18 protein-coding genes are annotated in these 20,072 nt (G+C 72.8%); 7 read left to right on the forward strand and 11 right to left on the reverse strand.

Going from position 1 to position 20,072, the window contains the following annotated elements; genetic code table 11:
- The first annotated feature begins 26 nt into the window (after positions 1-26).
- Together K304_RS0112660 and K304_RS0112665 are read left to right on the forward strand one after the other, a co-directional pair.
- A complete protein-coding gene (locus tag K304_RS0112660) occupies positions 27-533 on the forward strand; it encodes a hypothetical protein (protein WP_027764055.1) in 507 nt (168 codons plus the stop codon).
- Positions 534-796: 263 nt separating this feature from the next.
- The gene (locus K304_RS0112665; protein ID WP_027764056.1) at positions 797-1,546 is read left to right on the forward strand and encodes an LPXTG cell wall anchor domain-containing protein; all 750 of its coding nucleotides are present in this window, start codon (positions 797-799) and stop codon (positions 1,544-1,546) included.
- Between the two features lie 98 nt (positions 1,547-1,644).
- Here the strand turns inward: K304_RS0112665 and K304_RS0112670 are convergent, their stop codons facing one another.
- Positions 1,645-1,965, reverse strand: a complete 321-nt coding sequence (locus tag K304_RS0112670) for a hypothetical protein (protein WP_027764057.1) — start codon at positions 1,963-1,965, stop codon at positions 1,645-1,647.
- Between the two features lie 468 nt (positions 1,966-2,433).
- Positions 2,434-5,235 carry a phosphoenolpyruvate carboxylase gene (gene ppc, locus K304_RS0112675; RefSeq protein WP_027764058.1) on the reverse strand — a complete coding sequence of 934 codons (2,802 nt, stop codon included), beginning with the start codon at positions 5,233-5,235 and terminating at the stop codon, positions 2,434-2,436.
- A 316-nt stretch (positions 5,236-5,551) separates the two neighbouring features.
- Here ppc and K304_RS0112680 point away from each other — a divergent pair, with 316 nt between their 5' ends.
- On the forward strand, positions 5,552-6,544 hold the full coding sequence (locus K304_RS0112680) for an acyl-CoA desaturase (protein WP_027764059.1): 993 nt from the start codon (positions 5,552-5,554) through the stop codon (positions 6,542-6,544).
- Positions 6,544-7,248 carry a TetR/AcrR family transcriptional regulator gene (locus K304_RS0112685; protein WP_037790229.1) on the forward strand — a complete coding sequence of 235 codons (705 nt, stop codon included), beginning with the start codon at positions 6,544-6,546 and terminating at the stop codon, positions 7,246-7,248. Before K304_RS0112680 ends, K304_RS0112685 begins: the two co-directional genes overlap by 1 nt.
- A gap of 62 nt (positions 7,249-7,310) precedes the next feature.
- Here K304_RS0112685 and K304_RS0112690 read toward each other — a convergent pair whose 3' ends face one another.
- Both K304_RS0112690 and K304_RS0112695 read right to left on the reverse strand, forming a co-directional pair.
- On the reverse strand, positions 7,311-7,682 hold the full coding sequence (locus tag K304_RS0112690; protein ID WP_027764061.1) for a glyoxalase: 372 nt from the start codon (positions 7,680-7,682) through the stop codon (positions 7,311-7,313).
- Positions 7,679-8,518 (reverse strand): trans-aconitate 2-methyltransferase, encoded by an 840-nt coding sequence (locus tag K304_RS0112695; protein WP_027764062.1) that lies wholly within the window; start codon positions 8,516-8,518, stop codon positions 7,679-7,681. Before K304_RS0112695 ends, K304_RS0112690 begins: the two co-directional genes overlap by 4 nt.
- A gap of 72 nt (positions 8,519-8,590) precedes the next feature.
- Between K304_RS0112695 and K304_RS0112700 the strand changes: the two genes are divergently transcribed.
- Positions 8,591-9,088, forward strand: a complete 498-nt coding sequence (locus K304_RS0112700) for a MarR family transcriptional regulator (RefSeq protein ID WP_027764063.1) — start codon at positions 8,591-8,593, stop codon at positions 9,086-9,088.
- 49 nt (positions 9,089-9,137) lie between these two features.
- Here the strand turns inward: K304_RS0112700 and K304_RS0112705 are convergent, their stop codons facing one another.
- The 5 genes from K304_RS0112705 to galT form a co-directional block, all read right to left on the reverse strand.
- Positions 9,138-10,007 (reverse strand): response regulator transcription factor, encoded by an 870-nt coding sequence (locus tag K304_RS0112705; protein WP_027764064.1) that lies wholly within the window; start codon positions 10,005-10,007, stop codon positions 9,138-9,140.
- A gap of 352 nt (positions 10,008-10,359) precedes the next feature.
- A complete protein-coding gene (locus K304_RS0112710) occupies positions 10,360-11,493 on the reverse strand; it encodes a glycoside hydrolase family 183 protein (RefSeq protein WP_486591646.1) in 1,134 nt (377 codons plus the stop codon).
- Positions 11,494-11,647: 154 nt separating this feature from the next.
- Positions 11,648-12,790, reverse strand: a complete 1,143-nt coding sequence (galK, locus tag K304_RS0112715; RefSeq protein ID WP_027764066.1) for a galactokinase — start codon at positions 12,788-12,790, stop codon at positions 11,648-11,650.
- Positions 12,791-12,803: 13 nt separating this feature from the next.
- A complete protein-coding gene (gene galE, locus K304_RS0112720) occupies positions 12,804-13,781 on the reverse strand; it encodes a UDP-glucose 4-epimerase GalE (RefSeq protein WP_027764067.1) in 978 nt (325 codons plus the stop codon).
- Positions 13,778-14,875 (reverse strand): galactose-1-phosphate uridylyltransferase, encoded by a 1,098-nt coding sequence (galT, locus tag K304_RS0112725; RefSeq protein ID WP_027764068.1) that lies wholly within the window; start codon positions 14,873-14,875, stop codon positions 13,778-13,780. The genes galE and galT overlap by 4 nt, the downstream gene beginning before the upstream one ends.
- Before the next feature lie 252 nt (positions 14,876-15,127).
- On the opposite strand from galT, the gene K304_RS0112730 reads away from it, so the two are divergent.
- Both K304_RS0112730 and K304_RS28730 read left to right on the forward strand, forming a co-directional pair.
- A complete protein-coding gene (locus tag K304_RS0112730) occupies positions 15,128-16,798 on the forward strand; it encodes a sodium:solute symporter family protein (RefSeq protein WP_027764069.1) in 1,671 nt (556 codons plus the stop codon).
- A gap of 121 nt (positions 16,799-16,919) precedes the next feature.
- Positions 16,920-17,237 (forward strand): hypothetical protein, encoded by a 318-nt coding sequence (locus K304_RS28730; protein ID WP_051308396.1) that lies wholly within the window; start codon positions 16,920-16,922, stop codon positions 17,235-17,237.
- Positions 17,238-17,283: 46 nt separating this feature from the next.
- Here K304_RS28730 and K304_RS0112740 read toward each other — a convergent pair whose 3' ends face one another.
- Both K304_RS0112740 and K304_RS0112745 read right to left on the reverse strand, forming a co-directional pair.
- The gene (locus K304_RS0112740) at positions 17,284-17,970 is read right to left on the reverse strand and encodes a LuxR C-terminal-related transcriptional regulator (protein WP_027764070.1); all 687 of its coding nucleotides are present in this window, start codon (positions 17,968-17,970) and stop codon (positions 17,284-17,286) included.
- A 125-nt stretch (positions 17,971-18,095) separates the two neighbouring features.
- The gene (locus tag K304_RS0112745) at positions 18,096-19,976 is read right to left on the reverse strand and encodes an outer membrane protein assembly factor BamB family protein (RefSeq protein WP_027764071.1); all 1,881 of its coding nucleotides are present in this window, start codon (positions 19,974-19,976) and stop codon (positions 18,096-18,098) included.
- Between the last annotated feature and the right edge of the window lie 96 nt (positions 19,977-20,072).

Here is a 20,072-nt window from a genome sequence, read left to right on the forward strand (position 1 = left end):
GGGGCGGAATGGCTGAGTATCGCGCCATGCCCCACAGCACCGTGAGACGCAGCCGCGTCCGTCGCGCCGGTGAGAGCGCGTACGGGCTCCTGCTGGTGCTCAAGAACACCTTCATGGCGCTGCTGGCGCTGCTGCTGGTGGTGGCGGGCGCGTGGGCCTCGTGGGACGCGGCGCAGCCGGCGATGCGGGCGGGGGTGGCCGAGCGGGGGACGCTGGTCGTCGAGCGGTGCGGCGAGGAGCGTTGCCGGGGTGTGTTCTCGCCGGAGGGCGGGGGTGCTCGGCGCGACGGGGTGTGGGTGGCCGCGCAGGTTGCGGACGGCGGCGGTGAGCGGCTGGAGGTCGCGCGGCTCGCGGAGGGTGAGGAGGCGGTGCGTACGGATGCCGCCGGTGTGCTTTTCGCGTGGGTGCCGTTGGCGGGCGGGCTGTTGTTGGCGTCGCTGGTGCTGGCGGGCGGGCTGCGGATGCGGCGTACGGGGTGGGTGGCCGGACTGCTGGGCGCGGCCGTGATGGTGGGGGCGTTCGTACTGTTGTGACGCGCCCTCGCGGCTGTTTGTGAGGTGGCGTCAGGGGGGCGTGTGGCGGGGGGTGTTGGCGGTGTGGCGGCGTTGGCCGGCGGCGTCGGCGGGCTCGACACTGGATCGTTATGCCTCGCCAATGGTGCAGTGGTGACGTAAGGGGACCAGTGGGACAGTTCCCGCTTGACCGGATTCCGGGCGGCGCCGGAAGCTGTGCCGGTCACGTATCTCGCGCATTCCCCTCGCGAGCCCCCTCTTCTTCACCCGAAGTTGGTATGCCCATGCGCGCCCTTTCTTCGGCGTCCGTGGTGACGGTTGCCGCAGCGGCTTCGCTGCTGTGGGTCCCCGCCGCGTTCGCGTCCCCGCACGGTGGTTCCGGCACGGTGCGGATGCACGACGCCGCCTCGGGTGGGCAGTTGTCGGGCGAGGACCGCCGGGTCTGTTCGTTCTTCCTGGTCGCGGCGGGTTTCGACGGGCGGCAGCAGGTCGGCTGGAAGGTCGTGGAACGGGCTTCCGGCACGGTGGCCGAGACGGGTGAGCTGCTGCTGGACGGTGAGGGCTCCGGGCGGAGCGGTGATCTGGCGCTGGACGAAGGCCGCTACCGGCTGGTGTGGGACCGGCGGGGGGCCGACGGCGAGGGCGGCGGGCACCGGGCGTTCGAGGTGGACTGCGACGGTGTGTCCGCGGAGGAGACCGCGGGCGGGCCGCAGGCGTCCGCTTCGCCGTCTTCGTCCGCGTCGGCGGAGCCGGGCGCGGGTGGAGAGGACGCGGAGGCCCCGGACGGCGACTCGGGCTCGACGCCCACCACCACCGAGCCCGCCCCGGAAACCACGACGGACGAGGGCGCGAGGCCCACGCCGGACGGTTCGGACGAGCGTTCCGAGGCGCCGGGAGCTACGCGTTCCGGGGATCTGGCGGAGACGGGCTCGGAGGTTCCGGCCGGCGCGTTGGCTGCGGCCGGGGCGTCGCTGCTGGGCGCGGGCACGTATCTGGTGCTGCGCCGCCGGGAAGGGCGTGCGCACCGGCGCTGAGCGCGGCAGGTCACGGCAGGCGTCAGGGCGCCGCTCCCCCGTGGAGCGGCGCCCTGAGCGTTGTGCCGGCGCGGTGTGCGCAGCGTGGTGTGCGGCCGTCAGCGCCTGGTGCGCTGGGCGGGGATGAAGGGCAGTGCGCCGGGCGTACCGGCGGTGCCGGGCGGGAGCGCGGTGCTGCCGCTGCGGTGCTGTGGGGTGTGGCCGCTCGCGCTGTCGCCGTCGTGCCGGCTGTCGGCGTCGGTTCGGCTGCGTTCGGTTCGGCTGCGTTCGGCCGCGGCGACGAGGTCGTCGAGGAGCGGGCCGGTGGTGGTGGCCGGGCGGGTGCGGCCCCCGGCGAGGACGAGGGTCACCAGGGGTGAGGCGAGTGCGGCGACGCCGCACAGGCCTATGCCGACTCCGGTGAGTGCCAGAGCTTTCACAGCTACCTCCATGACGCCCCGGCGGAGGGCGGTTCTCGAGGTGTGTCGGGGGGATGGGGGTTCGTGGGGTGGGAGGGGGACGGGGGTGTGGTTGCTCCGCCCGTCCGGGCGTTGGTCGGCGTCCGGACGGGCAGAGCGTGAGGGGGGAGGTCGCCGCTCAGGGTGGTCGGCCCTGGGCGGCGACCTTCGGGGCGTCACGCGGTTCGGTCTACCGCACCGGTTCCTGCGTGGTCCCGGCAGTACAGGACCTTGCCACCCCGGGCCGCCCTAGTGAACTGTTAAGCATGGCAGGTCCCTGCCACCGAGGGCGTCCTGAAGGCCCGCGGAGTTGCAGCACGTTGCCACTTTCGAACGGTTCGCGCACGTCGCCGCGGGTGCGGTGGGGCCCGTCCCTCCTCCGCCCGCACGGCGAGGCGCCGCCCACCCCGGGGGTGAACGGCGCCTCGGTACGGACCTGTTGGCTACCCGTTAACCAGTGTTGCGCAGGCCGGCCGCGACACCGTTGACGGTGAGCAGCAGGGCACGGCTCAGGTCGGGGTCGGGCTCCTCCTCCCTTTCGGCGGCCTGCCGTTGACGGTCCAGCAGGGCGACCTGGAGGTAGGAGATCGGGTCGAGGTAGGCGTCGCGGATCTGGAAGGTCTGCCGGAGTACGGGATCGGCGTCGAGCAGCTTGTCCTCGCCGGTGATGCGGAGCACCTCGGTGACGGTGAGGGCGTGTTCGGCCTCGATGGTGGCGAAGACGTGCCGCAGCTCGCCGGGGACGAGGGTGTCGACGTAGTGGCGGGCGATCCGCAGGTCGGTCTTGGCGAGCGTCATCTCGACGTTGGAGAGGAAGTTGCGGAAGAAGTGCCAGTGCGCGTAGGCCTCGTCGAGCACGGTGTCGAGGCCGGCCTCCCGGGCGGCGCGCAGGCCGGTGCCGACGCCGTACCAGCCGGGCACGATCTGCCGGGACTGCGTCCAGCCGAAGACCCACGGGATGGCACGGAGGCCCTCGAGTCCCTTGCCGCTGTCGGGGCGGCGGGAGGGGCGGGAGCCGAGGTGGAGTTCGGCGAGCTGATCGACGGGGGTGGACGCGAAGAAGTACGCGGGCAGGTCGGGGTCCTGCACCAGCGCGCGGTACGCGGTGTGGGCGGCGTCGGAGACGGTGTCCATGGCGGCGTCCCAGCGGGCCAGGGCCTCGTCGGACTGGCGCGGCGCGGTGTGCAGCGCGGATGCCTGGAGGGTGGCCGCGACGGTCAGTTCGAGGTTCTCGCGGGCCAGGGACGGCACCAGGTACTTGTCGGAGATGACCTCGCCCTGTTCGGTGACCTTGATCTCGCCTTCGAGGGTGCCCCAGGGCTGGGCGAGGATCGCGTCGTGGGTGGGGCCGCCGCCGCGGCCGACGGTGCCGCCGCGGCCGTGGAAGAGGCGGAGGCGCACACCGTGGCGGTGGGCGACGTCGCGGAGCCGGCGCTGTGCGCGGTGGATCTCCCACTGGGAGGTGGTGATGCCGCCGAACTTGGAGGAGTCGGAGTAGCCGAGCATGACCTCCTGCCGGTCGCCTCGCAGGGCGACGAGCCGCCGGTAGGAGGGGTCGGACAGCATGGCGTCGAGCAGTTCGTCGGCGATCTTCAGCTCGTCCGTGGTCTCCAGCAGCGGGACGATGCCGATGCGGGCCCAGCCGGCGTGCAGGTCGATCAGCCCGGCCTCGCGGGCGAGCACGGCGGCGGCGAAGACGTCGTCGGCGCCCTGGCACATGGAGAGGATGTAGGACTCGACGACCTCGGGCCCGAAGGTGTCCAGGGCGCGGCGGACGGTCTGGAAGACGCCGAGGGTGCGGGCGCCCGCGTCGTCCAGCGGGGCCGGGCTGGGGGCCAGCGGGCGGCGTGAGCGCAACTCCTTGGCAAGCAGCTTCTGCCGGTAGTCGCGGGGCATGTCGAGGTAGCGCCAGGACTCCTCGCCGAGCCGGTCGAAGAGCTGGCCGAGTGCCTGGTGGTGGGCTTCGGCGTGCTCGCGGACGTCCATGGTGGCCAGCTGGAGGCCGAACGCGGCGAGGGTGCGCAGCAGCCGTTCGAGGTGACCGTCGGCGACGAGGCCGCCCTTGTGTGCGCGCAGCGAGGTCTGGAGCAGGGTGAGGTCGGCGAGGAGTTCGCCGGTGCCCAGGTAGTCGCGGCCGGGGGCGTGCGGGGCGTCGGCGGCGAGCCGGTCGCGGGTGTTGAGGAGCTTCTGCCGGATGCAGGTGGCCTTGAGCCGGTAGGGCTCCTCGGCGTTGAGCCGCTTGTAGCGGGGGCTGATCTCGGGGAGCCGTTCGAGGTCGGCTTCCAGGGAGTCGAGCAGTTCGTCGGTGGCGCCGCTGTTGCGGACCGAGTTGGAGAGCGCGCCGCGGAGTTCGTCGACGTGCAGCAGGGCGTCGGTGATGCCGTGCTCGTGCTGGAGCAGCAGCACGTCCCAGGTGACCTGGGGGGTGACGTTGGGGTTGCCGTCGCGGTCGCCGCCGATCCAGGTGCCGAAGGTCAGCGGGCGGCTTCCGGGCGGCAGCGGCGCGCCGGCGCGTTCGAGTTCTGCGGACAGGTCCTCGAGGACGTCGCCGACGGCGCCGGAGTGCAGTTCGTCGAGGTAGTAGACGGCGTTGCGGGCCTCGTCGGCGGGCTCGGGGCGGGCGACGCGCAGCTCGTCGGTCTGCCAGACCAGGTCGATGTTCTCGGCGAGGCGCAGGTCGGTGCGGCGGCGGTCGTTCTCGTCGGCGTCGAGCAGTTCGGCGATCTTGCGGAGCTTGGTGAGGACGGACCGGCGGGCGGCTTCGGTGGGGTGGGCGGTGAAGACGGGCCGGACGCCGAGGTTGCGGGCGGTCTCCCGCAGGTGCTGGGCATCGGCGTCCTTGAGCATGTCGGCGGTGCGGGAGAGCAGGCCGCCCTCCGCCGCGCGGCGGGCCCGCAGCTCCCGGCCGCGGTGCACCTGCTCGGTGACGTTGGCGAGGTGGAAGTAGATGGAGAAGGCGCGCACGAGCTTGGTGGCGGTCTCCAGGTCGGTGCGTCCCAGGAGGGCGGCGGCGGCGGCCTCGCCGTCACTGCGGGTGAGGGCGCGGACGCGCTCGACGAGATCGAGCAGCTCGGCCCCTTCCTGGCGTACGAGGGTCTCGCCGAGCAGGTCGCCGAGGCGCCGGATGTCGGCACGCAGGGCTGTGTTGTCGGCGTTGTCGGCGTTGTCGGCGAAATCGGGGCTGCCGGGGTTGTCGGGCTCCTCCGGCCGGCTGGTGGTGTCGCCGGCGGTGTCGCTGTCGGCACTGCTCACGGGTGCGGGCTCCTTGGCAAGCGGGTGGGCTTTCCGGTGTGCTTCCGGCTGGTCACGGACCGCGCTGTCCGACGCCGTACAGGATAGGCCGCCGGGCGCGGAGGCCGTGGCGGGTGTCCGGGTGCCGGTCACGCTGGGTGGGCACACCGGCCCTGTTGCCCCGTCGCTGAGGGCTGCCATACTTACGACGCCGTAGGTTACGGTTCCGTAGCCTGCTGGGGCGTGTGGTGAAGGCGGCGTCGTCCCCGCCGGGGCCCCGGACCGCCACTCCCCGCACGCTCTGACCCCCGCCCCCGCTCCCCCGAGGGACAGCACCATGACTCCTGGCCCGGACGTCCTCGACAAGGATTCGAGCTCCCGAACGGCTTCCCCCACCGCGCCCCCCGAGCTCGCCACGCTGGGTGGCGAGCAGCGGCGATCGGTCGAGCAGGTCGCCCTGCTGGCCTTCATCGTCCTCCCCTTCCTCGCGCTGCTCGCGGCGGTGCCGCTGGTCTGGGGCTGGGGCGTGAGCTGGCTGGACCTGGGGCTGCTCGTGGCCATGTACTACATCGGTTGCCACGGCATCACGATCGGTTTCCACCGCTATTTCACGCACGGCTCGTTCAAGGCGAAGCGGCCGCTGAGGATCGCGCTCGCGGTGATGGGCTCGCTCGCCGTGGAGGGCCCGCTGGTGCGCTGGGTGGCCGACCACCGCAAGCACCACAAGTTCTCCGACGCCGAGGGCGACCCGCACTCCCCGTGGCGGTACGGCGAGACCGTGCCGGCGCTGATGAAGGGCCTGTGGTGGGCCCACGTGGGCTGGATGTTCGACGAGGAGCAGACGTCCCAGCAGAAGTACGCCCCGGACCTGGTCAGGGACCCCGCCATCCGGGCGGTCTCGCGGCAGTTCGTGCTGTGGACGGCGGTGTCGCTGCTGCTGCCGCCGCTGATCGGGGGGCTGGCCACCTGGTCCTGGCAGGGCGCGCTGACCGCCTTCTTCTGGGGTTCACTCGTACGAGTGGCGTTGCTGCACCACGTCACGTGGTCGATCAACTCGATCTGCCACGCGGTCGGCAAGCGGCCGTTCAAATCCCGGGACAAGTCGGGCAACGTGTGGTGGCTGGCGGTCCTGTCGTGCGGCGAGTCGTGGCACAACCTGCACCACGCCGACCCGACGTGCGCACGTCACGGCGTGCTGCGCGGGCAGCTGGACTCCAGCGCGCGGATCATCCGCTGGTTCGAACAGCTGGGCTGGGCGTACGACGTGCGCTGGCCCAAGCCGGACCGAATCGACTCCCGCCGCCAGGAGCGTGCCGCCGAAGCGGCATGATGGTGTCCGTGCCGACCGACGACCGCGCGAACCACGTCAACCCGCAGGACATATCCCCCAAGCCGGGCGCGGCTCCGACCTCCCGGCGGGCCCGCAGACGCATGACGGGCAAGGAGCGCCGGGAGCAGTTGCTCGACATCGGGCGCTCGCTGTTCGCCGAGCGCGGGTTCGAAGCGACGTCGGTGGAGGAGATCGCGCACAAGGCGGGGGTGTCCAAGCCGGTCGTCTACGAGCACTTCGGCGGCAAGGAGGGCCTGTACGCGGTGGTCGTGGACCGCGAGATGCGGCAGCTCCTCGACATGGTGACGGGCGCGCTGACCGGTGGCCACCCGCGGGAGTTGCTGGAGCAGGCGGCGTTCGCGCTGCTGGACTACATCGAGCAGTACACCGACGGCTTCCGCATCCTGGTGCGCGACTCGCCCGTCGCGCAGTCCACCGGCACCTTCGCCTCGCTGATCAGCGACATCGCCACCCAGGTCGAGGACATCCTGGGCCGCGAGTTCAAGATGCGCGGCTTCGACCCGAAGCTGTCGCCGCTGTACGCGCAGGCCCTGGTGGGCATGGTGGCGCTCACCGGGCAGTGGTGGCTGAACGTCCGCAAGCCGAAGAAGGCCGAGGTCGCCGCCCACCTGGTCAACCTCGCCTGGCACGGCCTGCACGGCATGGAGCAGAAGCCCCGCCTCATCGGCCACCGCAAGTCCTGACCGGCTTCCGGGGCTCTTGTCACTCTTTCGAGGTCTCGGCGGACGCGTCGACGGTTCGGCGGTCAGGTGTCTTCGAGGAATTCGAGGCGGTTGCCGAAGGGGTCCGTGGTGTGGAAGCGGCGGCGGCCGGGGATCGCGGCGTCCCAGGTCACCGGGGCGCCGTACGCCGTCAGCCGCGCGGCGAGGGCGTCGAGGCCGCGGATCCGGATGCCGGGGTGGGCCGTGCGGGCGGGGAGGAAGCCCTGCTCGACGCCGAGGTGCAGTTCGACGGCGCCGCTCCGGAACCAGCAGCCGCCCCGCGCGGCGAGGGCGGCGGGCTTGGGCTTCTCCGGCATGCCGAGGACGCCGGTGTAGTACGCGTGTGCCGCCTCCTCGCCGCCCGGCGGCAGGGCGAGCTGCACGTGGTCGAGTGCGTCCAGGGCGAAGGCGGTCATCGGCGGACCGCCACGACGAAGACGCGGCGGAAGGGGAAGAGGGTGCCGTGCGGGGTGGGCGGGTAGGCGTCGCGGAGCGCGGCGGCGTACTCGGCGAGGAAGGCGTCGCGCGCCTGCGGGTCGTCGGCGAGCCGGCCGAGCACCGGCCGCAGTGCGGTGCCCTTCGTCCATTCCAGCACCGCGTCCTCGCCGTGCAGGATCTGCACGTACGTGGTCTCCCAGGCGTCGACCTCGCAGCCGAGCGGCGCCAGGGCGGCGGCGTATGCGGCGGGCTGCAGGACCGCGTCGGTGCGCGCGGGAGCGCCGAGGCGGTCGCGCCAGCGCGGGGTGTTGCGCAGTTCGTGCAGCAGGACGTGGCTGGGGGCGTCGAAGTTGCCGGGGACCTGGAAGGCCAGCGTGCCGCCGGGGACGAGGGCGTCGACGTAGGCGGGGAGGGCTTCGGGGTGGCCCGGCCACCACTGGAGGGCGGCGTTGGAGAAGAGGACGTCGTGCGGCTGGGCGGGGCGCCAGTCGGCGAGGTCGGCGTGGACGAAACCGAGCGTGCCGCCGCCCGCGGTCGGTCCGGCGTGGGCCGCCGCCCGTGCCAGCATGGCCGGCGAGCTGTCGTAGCCGGTGAGGTGCGCGGTGGGCCACCGCTCGGCGAGGAGAGCGGTCGGCGCGCCCGGGCCGCAGCCGAGGTCGGCGACGCGAGGCACCTCGCCGCGCCTGGGGGGAGGGTCGGGCACACGGGCGAGGAGGTCCCGCAGCGGGCGGGTGCGGTGGTCCGCGTAGCGGGCGTACTGCGCGGGGTCCCAGTCCGGGACGGCTCGGGCTTCCTGGGCGTCCGGCGTCTCCATGAGGCGATCATCCACCCCAACTATCTCGACGTCAAGAGACTTCACGTCGACAGAACTACTACACTGATCTCCATGGAGGACGAGGTCGACCGACTGGTTTCAGCATGGCGCCGGGAGCGCCCGGACCTCGACGTGGAACCGCTGGAGGTGCTCAGCCGCGTCAGCAGGCTCGCCCGCCACCTGGACCGGGCACGGCGGATCGCGTTCGCGGAACACGGCCTGGAGCCGTGGGAGTTCGACGTGCTGACGGCGCTGCGGCGCGCGGGCACGCCCTACCAGCTGTCCCCCGGCCAGCTGCTCACCCAGACGCTGGTCACGTCCGGCACCATGACCAACCGCATCGACCGGCTCGCCAAGAAGGGCCTCGTCGAGCGGCTGCCCGACCCCAGCGACCGGCGCGGGGTCCTGGTGCGCCTGACCGCCGACGGCCGCCACCGGGCGGACGGCGCGCTGGCCGGCCTGCTGGACCAGGAGCGGGCGATCCTGGTGGAGCTGTCCCACACCCAGCGCGGCGAACTCGCCGACCTCCTCCGCCAGCTCACCGCCCCCTTCGACAACACGCCGATCTGAGCCGCGCTCCCCGGCAGCGGCCCGGCAGGCACCGTGCCGCCGGGTGCCGTCAGGAATCCACCGCGCCCGGGCCGACCGGCGGCACGCCGGCGCGGCGGGCCAGGGCGACGGCGGCGAGAGTGGAGTGGACGCCCAGCTTGCCCAGCACGTTCTGCATGTGGGTGCGCACCGTGTGCGGGGAGAGGTAGAGCCGTTCGGCCACGGCCTTGCGGCCCAGCCCGGCCACCATGCACCGCAGCACCTCGTATTCACGGGGCGTCAGCGCATGGACCAGCCGTTCGCTCTCCGAGCGGTGCTCGCGCGACGCGGTCAGCTCCTCCAGCACGCCGGTGAGGAGCAGCGGCGGCAGATGCGTCTCCCCCTTGAGCACGCCGCGCACCACGTGCAGCAGGCGGCTCAGCGAACTGTCCTTGGCAACCCAGCCGCAGGCGCCCGCCTGGAGGGCGGCGGCGGCCACGGCGGGATCGTCGCGTTCGGCGAGGACGACCGCGCGCAGCCCGGGATGGGCGGTGCGCATCCGGGCCAGCAGCGTCAGGCCGCCCGGGCCCGCGGCGGCGGAGCCCGGTCCGGCGCCGGGCGACCCGTCCCGGCCGCCGGCGAGCTGACCGGGCGTGAGTTCGCTGCGCGGCGACGGAATCGCCAGCGGCGGCGATGCGGCCCCGGAAGGTTCGGGCGGTGGCGGGGCGGCGGACGACGGCTCGTCCGCGGGCGGGGCGGGTCCGGGGCCGCTCAGGTACGCGTCGACCAGCAGCACGGCGAAACGGCGCCCTTCGGCCGCGCCGCGCTCGAGAGTGTGTACGGCTGCCGCGCCGCTGCCCACCGCGGTCACCTCGACGTCCTGCTCGGCGGCCAGCGCCGCGGCCAAGGACTCGGCGAAGATCCGGTGATCGTCGACCACCAGGACACGGATCCGTTGCATGTGTCGCCCCCATGACGGTGCGGACGCGTCACCCGGTACGAGGACACGGCGACACCCCGGCCGCCGCCGGTCTCACGTACCGCCGCTCTCCCGTGCCCGGGTGACGCCCCCGGTTGTCTCGCCCCCTGACGAACGCACCCGCCGACCCCCATCGGCGCGGTGCACAAGGGTCCACCCTACGGCGGGGAGCCGGAGAGGGAAGGGAAACCGCGAAACTGGCCGGTTCCCCACACTCTGCCGCGACCGGCCCGCCCGCCGGGGCCCGGCACCGCGCGCACCACGCCCCGCACACGGCGCCGGGGCACGCCGCGCCCCTCCGCGCGCCCTTGCGCCGCGCCCCTCCGCGCGTCTCTCACACGAAGCCGCGCACCCGGTGCTGCATCACCCGGTACGGCCAGCCCTGCGCGGTGTTCCACTGGCTGACGGCCAGGTGGAGGTCGGTGAGCGTCGAGCCGGGGATGACGTAGCCGCCGTAGAGCTGGGCCACGTGCGCGTCGTCCTCCTGGCCCCACTGACCGCCCCACACCAGGGTGCGGCGGTGCGCGGTGTGGAGGTTGGAGGTCGGGTAGTCCATGAGGATGCCGTCGATGCGGTAGTCGCCGGCGTTGAACCAGGTGAGCAGCCACTTGCCGCCCAGCGGACGCAGGCACAGCTCGCCGAACCGGCCCTCCAGCACCGGCGTCGGCGCGTGGCCCCACGCCCACACGCCGTCCCGCCAGCCCCACGGCTCGTACGCCGCGAGGTCGGTGAGGCGGTCCTCCCGCACCCGGTGCAGGATCAGCGGCTTGTCGCGCTGGAAGCCCGTCGAGAAGACGTACACGTAGCCGTCGTTCCCCCGGCCCCAGGTCAGCAGCTGGAACAGTCCCCCGGCGTGGTTCGCGGGGAACTTCGCGCCGGTGTGCTGCCAGCTCGCACCGGAGTCGTCGGAGCGCCAGATCTCCGTCCACACGACGTTGCCGAGGCCCTTGTTGACCATGGCGTGCAGGTACATGGTGCCGCCGATGGTGATCACGTCGGAGGGCAGCACCGTGGAGAACACCGGGTTGTTGTGCTCGTAGAACCACAACTGTTCGGCGGCCGCGCCTCCGTGGGCGCCGGACCAGGTCACCCCGGCGTCGAGGTCGGTGGTCTCCGACCACAGCGCGACGGGCGAGCGCCACCAGCCGCCGCCGACGCGGGCCTGCTCGAAGGTGTCGCCGAAGACGAACAGCGTCCGTCCGTCGGGCGTCCGCGCCGGGATGCCGAGGTCGGTGGCCTCCATCCGGAACCGTGTGGTCAGTCCGGGGCCGGTCAGGTCCTTGATCTTGGTGACCTGCAACGCCTGGGTGGCGGCGTGGGCGCCGCCCGCCGTGCCCAGTGCCGCCGCGCCGCCGAGGGCCGCCCCGGCGGTCGCGCGGAGGAACGCCTTGCGGCTCAGCCCGCGCCGTCCGTCCGTGCCGTCGCCTCTGCCGCCGGTACTCCGTCGTGCCGAACCGTCGCTCACCATGTGTCCTCCCGTGTGGGGCCGGTCGTCCCCGGGAGCTTCCAGCAGAGCCCGGACGCCGTCAACGGCCCGCGCACGCCGACACCTTCGCCCGAGGGGAACCCCCCGACCGGCCGCACACACCGCCGGAGCGGACGGCCGGGCGTGCACGTCCCGGCTACGACGGCACGCGGTGGGCGCCCGGGGACGGGACCGCGTCGAAGAGGCGGGGCGAGCGGTGGCCCGCGGCGGCGAACGCCTCCGTCACCGCGTCGCCGACCTTGGCGGTCAGCGCCTCGTCGAGCAGCACGATCGCGGAGCCGCCGAAGCCGCCGCCGGTCATCCGTGCGCCCAGCGCGCCCGCCTCCAGGGCGGTGTCGACGGCCAGGTCGAGTTCGGGGCAGGAGACGGCGAAGTCGTCGCGCAGCGAGGCGTGTCCGGCGGTGAGGACCGGTCCCACGGCGCGGACGTGCTCCGCGTCGAGCAGCGCGATCGTCTCCTGGACCCGCCGGTTCTCGGTGACGACGTGCCGCACCAGGCGCCGCAGGGTGGGCTCGTCGCCCAGCCGGGCCGTCGCCGCGTCCAGCTCCTCGACGGTCACGTCGCGCAGCGCGGACACGCCGAGCCGGCGGGCGCCCTCCTCGCAGCCGGACCGGCGTTCGGCGTAGGCGCCGTCGCCGAGGGAGTGCTGCACCCGGGTGTCGACGACCAGCAGCCGCAGCCGGTGTGCGGCCAGGTCGAGGGGGACCTGTCGGCGGGTGAGGTCGCGGGTGTCCAGGTGCAGGGCGTGGCCCCCGGTGCAGCAGGCGGAGGCCATCTGGTCCATGATCCCGCAGGGCACGCCCACGTAGGCGTTCTCCGCGCGGCGACAGAGTCCGGCGAGGCGCGCGGGGTCGAGCCCGAGGCCGTACAGGTCGTTCAGCGCGAGGCCGGTGGCGACCTCCAGGGCGGCGGAGGAGGACAGCCCGGCGCCGGTCGGCACGGTGGAGTCGACGTGCAGGTCGGCTCCGCCCACCGGGTGGCCGGCCTCGCGCAGCGCCCAGACGACCCCGGCGGGGTAGGCGGCCCAGCCGTCGGCGGCGGCCGGGTCGAGCGTGTCGAGGCGCAGTTCGACCGGAGCCGCAGGGCCGCCGGTCTGCGCGGAGTGCAGCCGCAGCACGCCGTCGTTCCGGCGCGCCGCGGCGACCCGCGTGGTGTGCGGGAGGGCCAGCGGCAGCACGAAGCCGTCGTTGTAGTCAGTGTGTTCACCGATCAGGTTGACCCGGCCGGGCGCCGCCCACACGCCGTCCGGCGCGCCCCCGTACACCTCGCGGAAGGTCATCCCTCTCCCCGGCTCAGTCGGTCCCGGCGGTGTGCCGGGTGAAGTCCCAGGCGTCCTGGACGATGCCGGCCAGGTCGGCGCGCGAGGGCTGCCAGCCGAGCAGGCGTCGGGCGCGTTCGGCGGAGGCGACGAGGACGGCAGGGTCGCCGCCGCGGCGGTCCGCGACGACCTCCGGCACGGGGTGGCCGGTGACCTTGCGGACGGTCTCGATCACCTCGCGGACGGAGAAGCCGTTGCCGTTGCCGAGGTTGCAGACCAGGTGCTCGCCGGGGGCGGCCTTCGACAGCGCGAGGAGGTGGGCGTCGGCGAGGTCGGCGACGTGGATGTAGTCGCGGATGCAGGTGCCGTCGGGGGTGGGGTAGTCGTCGCCGAAGACGTTGATGTGCTCGCGGCGGCCCTGGGCGACCTGGAGGACGAGCGGGATGAGGTGCGACTCGGGGTCGTGCCGCTCGCCGTAGACGTGCCCGTCGCGGGCGGCGTACGCGCCGGCGACGTTGAAGTAGCGCAGCGAGGCGGCGGCCAGGCCGTGCGCACGGCACTCGCCGGTGATCATGTGGTCGACGGCGAGCTTGGTGGCGCCGTACGGGCTGGTCGGCGCGGTGGGGTCGTCCTCGGTGATCGGGGAGCCGGCCGGCTCGCCGTAGGTGGCGGCCGTGGAGGAGAACACCAGGCGGCGGACGCCGTGCTCGCGCATGGCGGCGAGGAGTTCGATGCTGCCGCCGAGGTTGTTGCGCCAGTACTTCTCGGGGTCCGCGACGGACTCGCCGACCTGCGAGCAGGCGGCGAAGTGCAGCACGCCGTCGTAGGAGGGGTCGAGGTGGCGGGCGGCGTCCTGCACGCGCCCCTCGACGAAGTCGGCGCCCTGCGGGACGCCGGCCCGGAAGCCGGTGGAGAGGTCGTCCAGCACGGTGACCGTGTGGCCCGCTTCCAGCAGGTGTGCGGCGACGACGCTGCCCACGTATCCCGCGCCGCCTGTCACCAGGTACTTCACTCGTTGCCTACCTCTCGCAGTCGCTGAGCCGCGGTCTCCGGCGGCACATCGTTGATGAACACGTTCATGCCGGATTCGGAACCCGCGAGGAACTTCAGCTTGCCCGAAGTACGGCGAATGGTGAAAAGCTCGAGGTGGAGGGCGAAGTCGTGGCGCCCCAAAGCGGTGCGCGGGGCCTGGTGCCAGGCGGAGATGTACGGGGTGGGCGGCTCGCCGGGGCCGAAGATCCGGTCGAAGCGGCGCAGCACGTCGAGGTAGAGGTGCGGGAACTCGGCGCGGGCCCCTTCGTCCAGCGCGGTCAGGTCGGCGACCCGGCACCGGGGGTAGAGGTGCACCTCGTACGGCCAGTGGGCGGCGTGCGGGACGAAGGCCGTCCAGTGCTCGCCCTCGGCGACGACGCGGCTCTTGTCGGCGCGTTCGGCGGCGACCACGTCGTCGAAGAGGTTGCGGCCGGTGCGTTCGCGGTGGGCGGTGGCCGTGTGCAGCATGCGGGCGGTGCGCGGGGTGGTGAACGGATAGGCGTAGATCTGCCCGTGGGGGTGGCCGAGGGTGACGCCGATCTCGCGGCCGCGGTTCTCGAAGCAGAAGACCTGTTCGACGCCGGGCAGGCGGGAGAGCGCGGCGGTGCGGTCGGTCCAGGCGTCGAGGACGAGGCGGGCCCGCGCGGGCGTGAGGTCGGCGAAGGACGCGTCGTGGTCGGCGGTGAAGCAGACGACCTCGCAGCGTCCGGCGCCGGGGCGGTGCCCGAAGAGGCCGTCCGGATTCTGGGCGGCGAGGGGGCCGGGGCCACCGGCGAAGGAGGGGAAGCGGTTCTCGAAGACGGCGACCTGGTAGTCCGCCTCGGGGATCTCGGTACGGCGGCCCTCGCGGGAGGGGCACAGCGGGCATTCGTCGGCCGGCGGGTGGTACGTGCGCCTCTGGCGGTGGGCGGTGACGGCGACCCACTCGTCCAGCAGCGGGTCGTGCCGGATCTCCGAGGCCGTGGCGGTGGGGTCGAGGGGGCGCCGGTCGACGGCGTCGTGGCGCCTGCCGTCCCCCGTGTCGAAGTAGAGGATCTCCCGGCCGTCGGCGAGCCGCCTGGTGGTCTTCTGCACGGGCCCTCACTCCGGAGATCAACAGAATCGAACAGTAATCATCATAGCCAGAGCCCTCACCGAACGGAAGCAGCGGCGTGCACGACGACACCACTTCGCACACACACCGGACAAGATGCGCCGCGTGCGCCGACCATCCACCACGCCTGCTCATCATTTTTAAACAAAGCTGACCAACAGATCCCTTCAAGCACGGACGGAATCCGAGTACGTTCACGACGCAACCACCCCGACGGAAGCGAGTGACCCCCCATGGAACATCTCGCCGAAGGACTTCGGCTTCCTGTCAACGCGCTCGACTACACCCTGCTGGGCATCTACTTCGTCGTCGTCCTCGGCATCGGCTTCGCCGCCCGCCGCAGCGTGAAGACGTCACTGGACTTCTTCCTCTCCGGCCGCTCGCTGCCGGCCTGGATCACCGGCCTCGCCTTCGTCGCCGCCAACCTCGGGGCCACCGAGATCCTCGGCATGGCCGCCAACGGCGCGCAGTACGGCGTCTACACCGTCCACTGGTACTGGGTCGGCGCCATCCCCGCGATGGTGTTCCTGGGCCTGGTGATGATGCCGTTCTACTACGGTTCCAAGGTCCGCTCGGTGCCCGAATTCCTGCTGCACCGCTTCGGGCCGTCCTCACACCTGCTCAGCTCGGTCATCTTCGCCGTCGCCTCGCTGCTCATCGCCGGGGTCAACCTGTACGCCCTCGCGATCGTGCTGGAGGCCCTGCTGGGCTGGCCGCAGTGGCTGGCCATCGTCGTCTCCGGCTTCTTCGTGCTCGCCTACATCACCCTCGGCGGCCTCTCCTCGGCCATCTACAACGAGGTGCTCCAGTTCTTCGTCATCCTGGCGGCGCTGATCCCCCTCACCGTCGTCGGCCTGCAGCGCGTCGGCGGCTGGGACGGGCTGACCGACAAGCTCACCGGCTCCCAGGGACCGGAGTTCGTCACCGCCTGGGAGGGCACCGGCATCGGCACGGACAACCCGCTGGGCGCCAACTGGCTGACCATCGTGCTCGGCCTCGGCTTCGTGCTCAGCTTCGGCTACTGGACGACCAACTTCGCCGAGGTGCAGCGCGCGCTGTCCGCGAAGAACCTCTCCGCCGCGAAGCGGACCCCGCTGATCGCCGCCTTCCCCAAGATCCTCATACCGATGGTCGTGGTGGTGCCCGGCCTGATCGCCCTGGTCCTGGAGCCGGGCATCGGCCGCACCGCGGACGGACTCCAGTACAACGACGCGATCCCGGTCCTGATGCGCGACCTGCTGCCGAACGGCGTGCTGGGCATCGCCATCACCGGACTGATCGCCGCCTTCATGGCCGGCATGGCGGCGAACGTCTCCTCCTTCAACACCGTCTTCACCAACGACATCTGGGGCGCGTACCTGAAGAAGGACCGGCCGGACGAGCACTACGTCTCCGTGGCCCGCTGGGTGACCGTCGTCGGGGTGCTGATCGGCATGGGGACGGCGTTCATCGCCTCCAGCTTCAGCAACATCATGAACTACCTGCAGACGCTCTTCTCGTTCTTCAACGTGCCGCTGTTCGCGGTGTTCATCATCGGCATGTTCTGGAAGCGCACCACCCCTGCCGCCGGCTTCTGGGGGCTGCTCGGCGGCACCGTCGCGGCGATGGTCAACTACTTCTGGTTCTACCAGCAGGGCATCATCGACTTCCCCAGCGACCAGGGAGCCAACTTCGTCTCCGCGATCGTCGCGTTCGTCGTCGGCGGCGTGATCATGACGGCGCTCACCATGGTCACCAGGCCGAAGCCGGTGGAGGAACTGGCCGGACTGGTCTACGGAACGGTCTCCCCGGGCATGCAGGAACCGCCCGCGGAGGGCGACCAGGCGTGGTACCGCAAGCCCGCGCTGCTCGGCTGGGGTGCGGTCCTCCTCGCCGCAGCCGCCTACATCCCCTTCTCCCTCTGACCCCGCCCGCGCGACGAAGGACGGAACTCCTGTGACCGACAACGCGAAGGACCCCGGCGGGCACCCGCACGAGCACGCACACGAGCGCGAGCACTACGACCCGGCGGCGTACGCCCGGCAGATGGAGGACCTGGAACGACGCTCCAGCACCGCCGCCCGCCTCTTCGACGTACGCCGCATCATCGGCGGCCTGTTCGTCGTCTACGGCCTCATCGTCACGGTCGCCGGCGTCACCGCCTCCGAGGCCGACCTCGAGAAGGCCCAGGGCATCAACATCAACCTGTGGACGGGGATCGGGATGCTCGCGCTCGGCGTCTTCTTCCTGCTCTGGCTCCGGCTGAGCCCTGCCGTGCCGCCCCCCGCACCGCCCGGGCCCGGCGAAGCGGACCCGGCAGCCCCGGACCCCGCAGCCCCGGACCCCGGCGCTCCCCGGAGCTGACCCCGGCGGCGGCGGACCGGCTGCGGACGGGCGGGCCCCGTCGGGGTCACTCCCCGGCGGGGAGTGACCCGTTCGCGGCCCGGTCCAGCAGCCCGGTACGTGCCGCCAGCGCGGCCGCCTCCAGCCGGGAGGTCACGGCCAGCTTCCGCAGCACCCGCTGCACGTGGGTGCGTGCGGTGCTGGGGGCGATCCCCATGCCCGCGGCGATCAGCCGGGTGTCCTCGCCCTCGGCCACGCGCACCAGTACCGCCACCTCGCGCGGGGTGAGCAGGCGCAGCAGCCGCGCCGCCTCGTCGTCCGCCTCCGCCGGCGGGTGCAGCAATTCGGCGAACGCCCGCTGGAGCAGCTGCGGCGCCACGGCCGCCTCGCCCGCCCGGGCCTTGGCCATGGCCCGTTCGACGCCCTCGATCCGCTCGTCCTGCCGGACGTAGCCGGACGCGCCCGCGGCGAACGCCGCGGCGATGCCGCGCGGGCAGCGCACCGGCCCGAGCACCACCACGCCGGTCTGCGGCCGCGCGGAGCGGATACGTTTCACCGGATCGAACGCCCCCGGTGCGGACGGCGCCGCCGTGCCCAGCAGGCACACCTCCGGCGCCCGCGCGACGACCAGCTCGGCCGTCCCGGCGCCGGGCGCCGCCGCGGCGAGCACCCGGTGCCCGCGCAGTCGCAGCGCCGTGGCCAGCGCTTCCGCCAGCAGCCGCTTCTCGTCCACCACGACAACCCGCACACCCATCGAGCTCCCCCGTCACCCCGGTGCCGTGCTCATGGACACGCGCCGGCCCCGGACACATGTGCACGAAAGCTACACGGTCCGGGGCCGGTTCGCCCGATCATGCGGGAAATCGGGCCGGTGGAGGATCAGTCGACGCCGAAGACCGCCGCCAGCGGCTTGTCGCCGTCGTCACGCTCGGAGAGCAGGTCGGTCTGCAGGTGCAGCCGGCCGTATGCGAACAGCGCCCTGTCCAGCAGCCGGTAGGCGACGAACTGCTCCTCCATGTGCGTCTGCTGGAGCTTGAGCCAGCTCGTCTGCTTGCCGTTCTCCGGGTCGATCGCGACGATCTCCCCGCCCTGCTCGTAGCTGGGCAGGCGGTAGCCGATCAGCTTGCCCTCGTCGTAGCGCAGCGGCGTCATGGCGCGCTTCTCGCCCGCGGCCGACTTCCACTTGGTCGTGCCGGTCTTGATGTCGAACTTCATGATCTCGTTCGTCCGGCCGTAGTCCGCGCTCGACTCGTGCATCTGCGTGCGCATGTAGACGGCGTCGTCGGTCGCGACGATGCCGCGGCAGCCCTCGGCGGACAGGTCGCAGTCGACCTCGTAGCGGCTGCCGAGGGAGATCTTCGCCATCAGCTTCATGTCGTCGGAGACGGTCATGATGTCGGTCGGCGACGGGCCGCCGGCGCCGACCACGAGGACCAGCGGGTCGGTGGAGGCCACCGACACCGTGCGGACGCTGCCCGGGACCTTGAACTCGCTCTGCGCCTTGCCGGTCTTCGGGTCCAGCGTCTGCACGAGGTACTGCGGCTTGGTGTAGCTGCCGCACTCGACCAGCGCGATGAGCTTCGCGCCGCCCGCGTAGCCGTCGTCACGGCACTCGCCGCCGAACTCGCCGGCCCAGATGGGTTCGCCGCCCGCCAGCGGGTAGCCGACGGAGCCGCCGATCCAGGCCGCCGCCACGGTGCCCTGGCTGATGGTGACGCTGCCACCGAGGCTGTTGACGTTGGCGTCGTTGGGCATGGTCTTCTGCCACACCTTCTTGCCCGCGGCCAGGTCGAGGACGGCCATCTGGTTGCACCGCGCCTTGCTGGAGCGGGTCTCGCGGGTGACGACGGCGGTCTTGCCGTCCTCGGTCTGCTGGAGCGCGGCCGCACACACCTGTCCGTCGAGGGGGATCTTCCACGCCTCGGAGCCGTCGGAGGCGTTGAGGCCGAGGATGGCGTTGACCGAGGTCTTGACGAAGATGTCCTCGGTCGCCCACATGCCGGGGACCGAGGTGATGTCGCCGACCTTCGGGGCGTCCACGCTGAACAGCAGCTCGCCCTCGGTGCCGGACGGCTGGTGACCGTCGCCGACGTTGCCGTCGCCACCGGTGGACCCGCCGCTGTCGCCGCCGGTGGTGCCCTGCGTGGTGCCGCGGGTGTCCCCCTGCGGGTCGGGGTCGCCGCCGGAGTCCTGGGTGAGGAACCAGACACCGACACCCACGATCAGCAGCGTGGCCACGGCGGCCGCGATGATCGCGACGGTCTTGTTGCTGTCACGGCCGGGCGCCGGACCGCCCGGCGCCGCGCCGGGCGGCAGGGTCTGGGCCATGCCGGGGTGCCCGTACGGTCCGGGCTGGCCGTACGGACCGGGCTGGCCGTAGGGACCGGGCGCGGCGTACGGGCCGGGCTGGCCGTACGGGCCGGGCTGACCGGGCTGCCCGAAGCCGCCGGGCTGCGGGCCGTACCCGCCGGGGGCGCCCGGGGCACCGGGAGCGGCGCCGGGCGCGCCGGGGTAGCCGTAGCCCTGTGTCGGCTGCTGCGACACGTCGCCCGGAGCGGCCGGCCCCGGGTAGCCGTAGCCGCCGCCCTGCGGGGGCTGCTGCGGGTAGCCGTAGCCCCCGGCGGCGGGCTGCTGCGGCGACTCCTTGTCGAGGGAGGGCTTGTCCGCGGCCGGGCTCTCCGCGTGCGGGTCCTTCGACTCACCGGACCCGTCACCGGGCTGGGGCGGCTGGCTGGGGGGAGGAGGGGGCGGCTGAGACATGCGGTGTCCTCGCGGAACGGGCAGACCGTCGTGCCCGGCATCCCGAACCCCCCGTAGGGCCGAGCGAATCGGACATCGAGCCCGCCATGACTGACT

Source organism: Streptomyces sp. CNS606 (assembly GCF_000426325.1).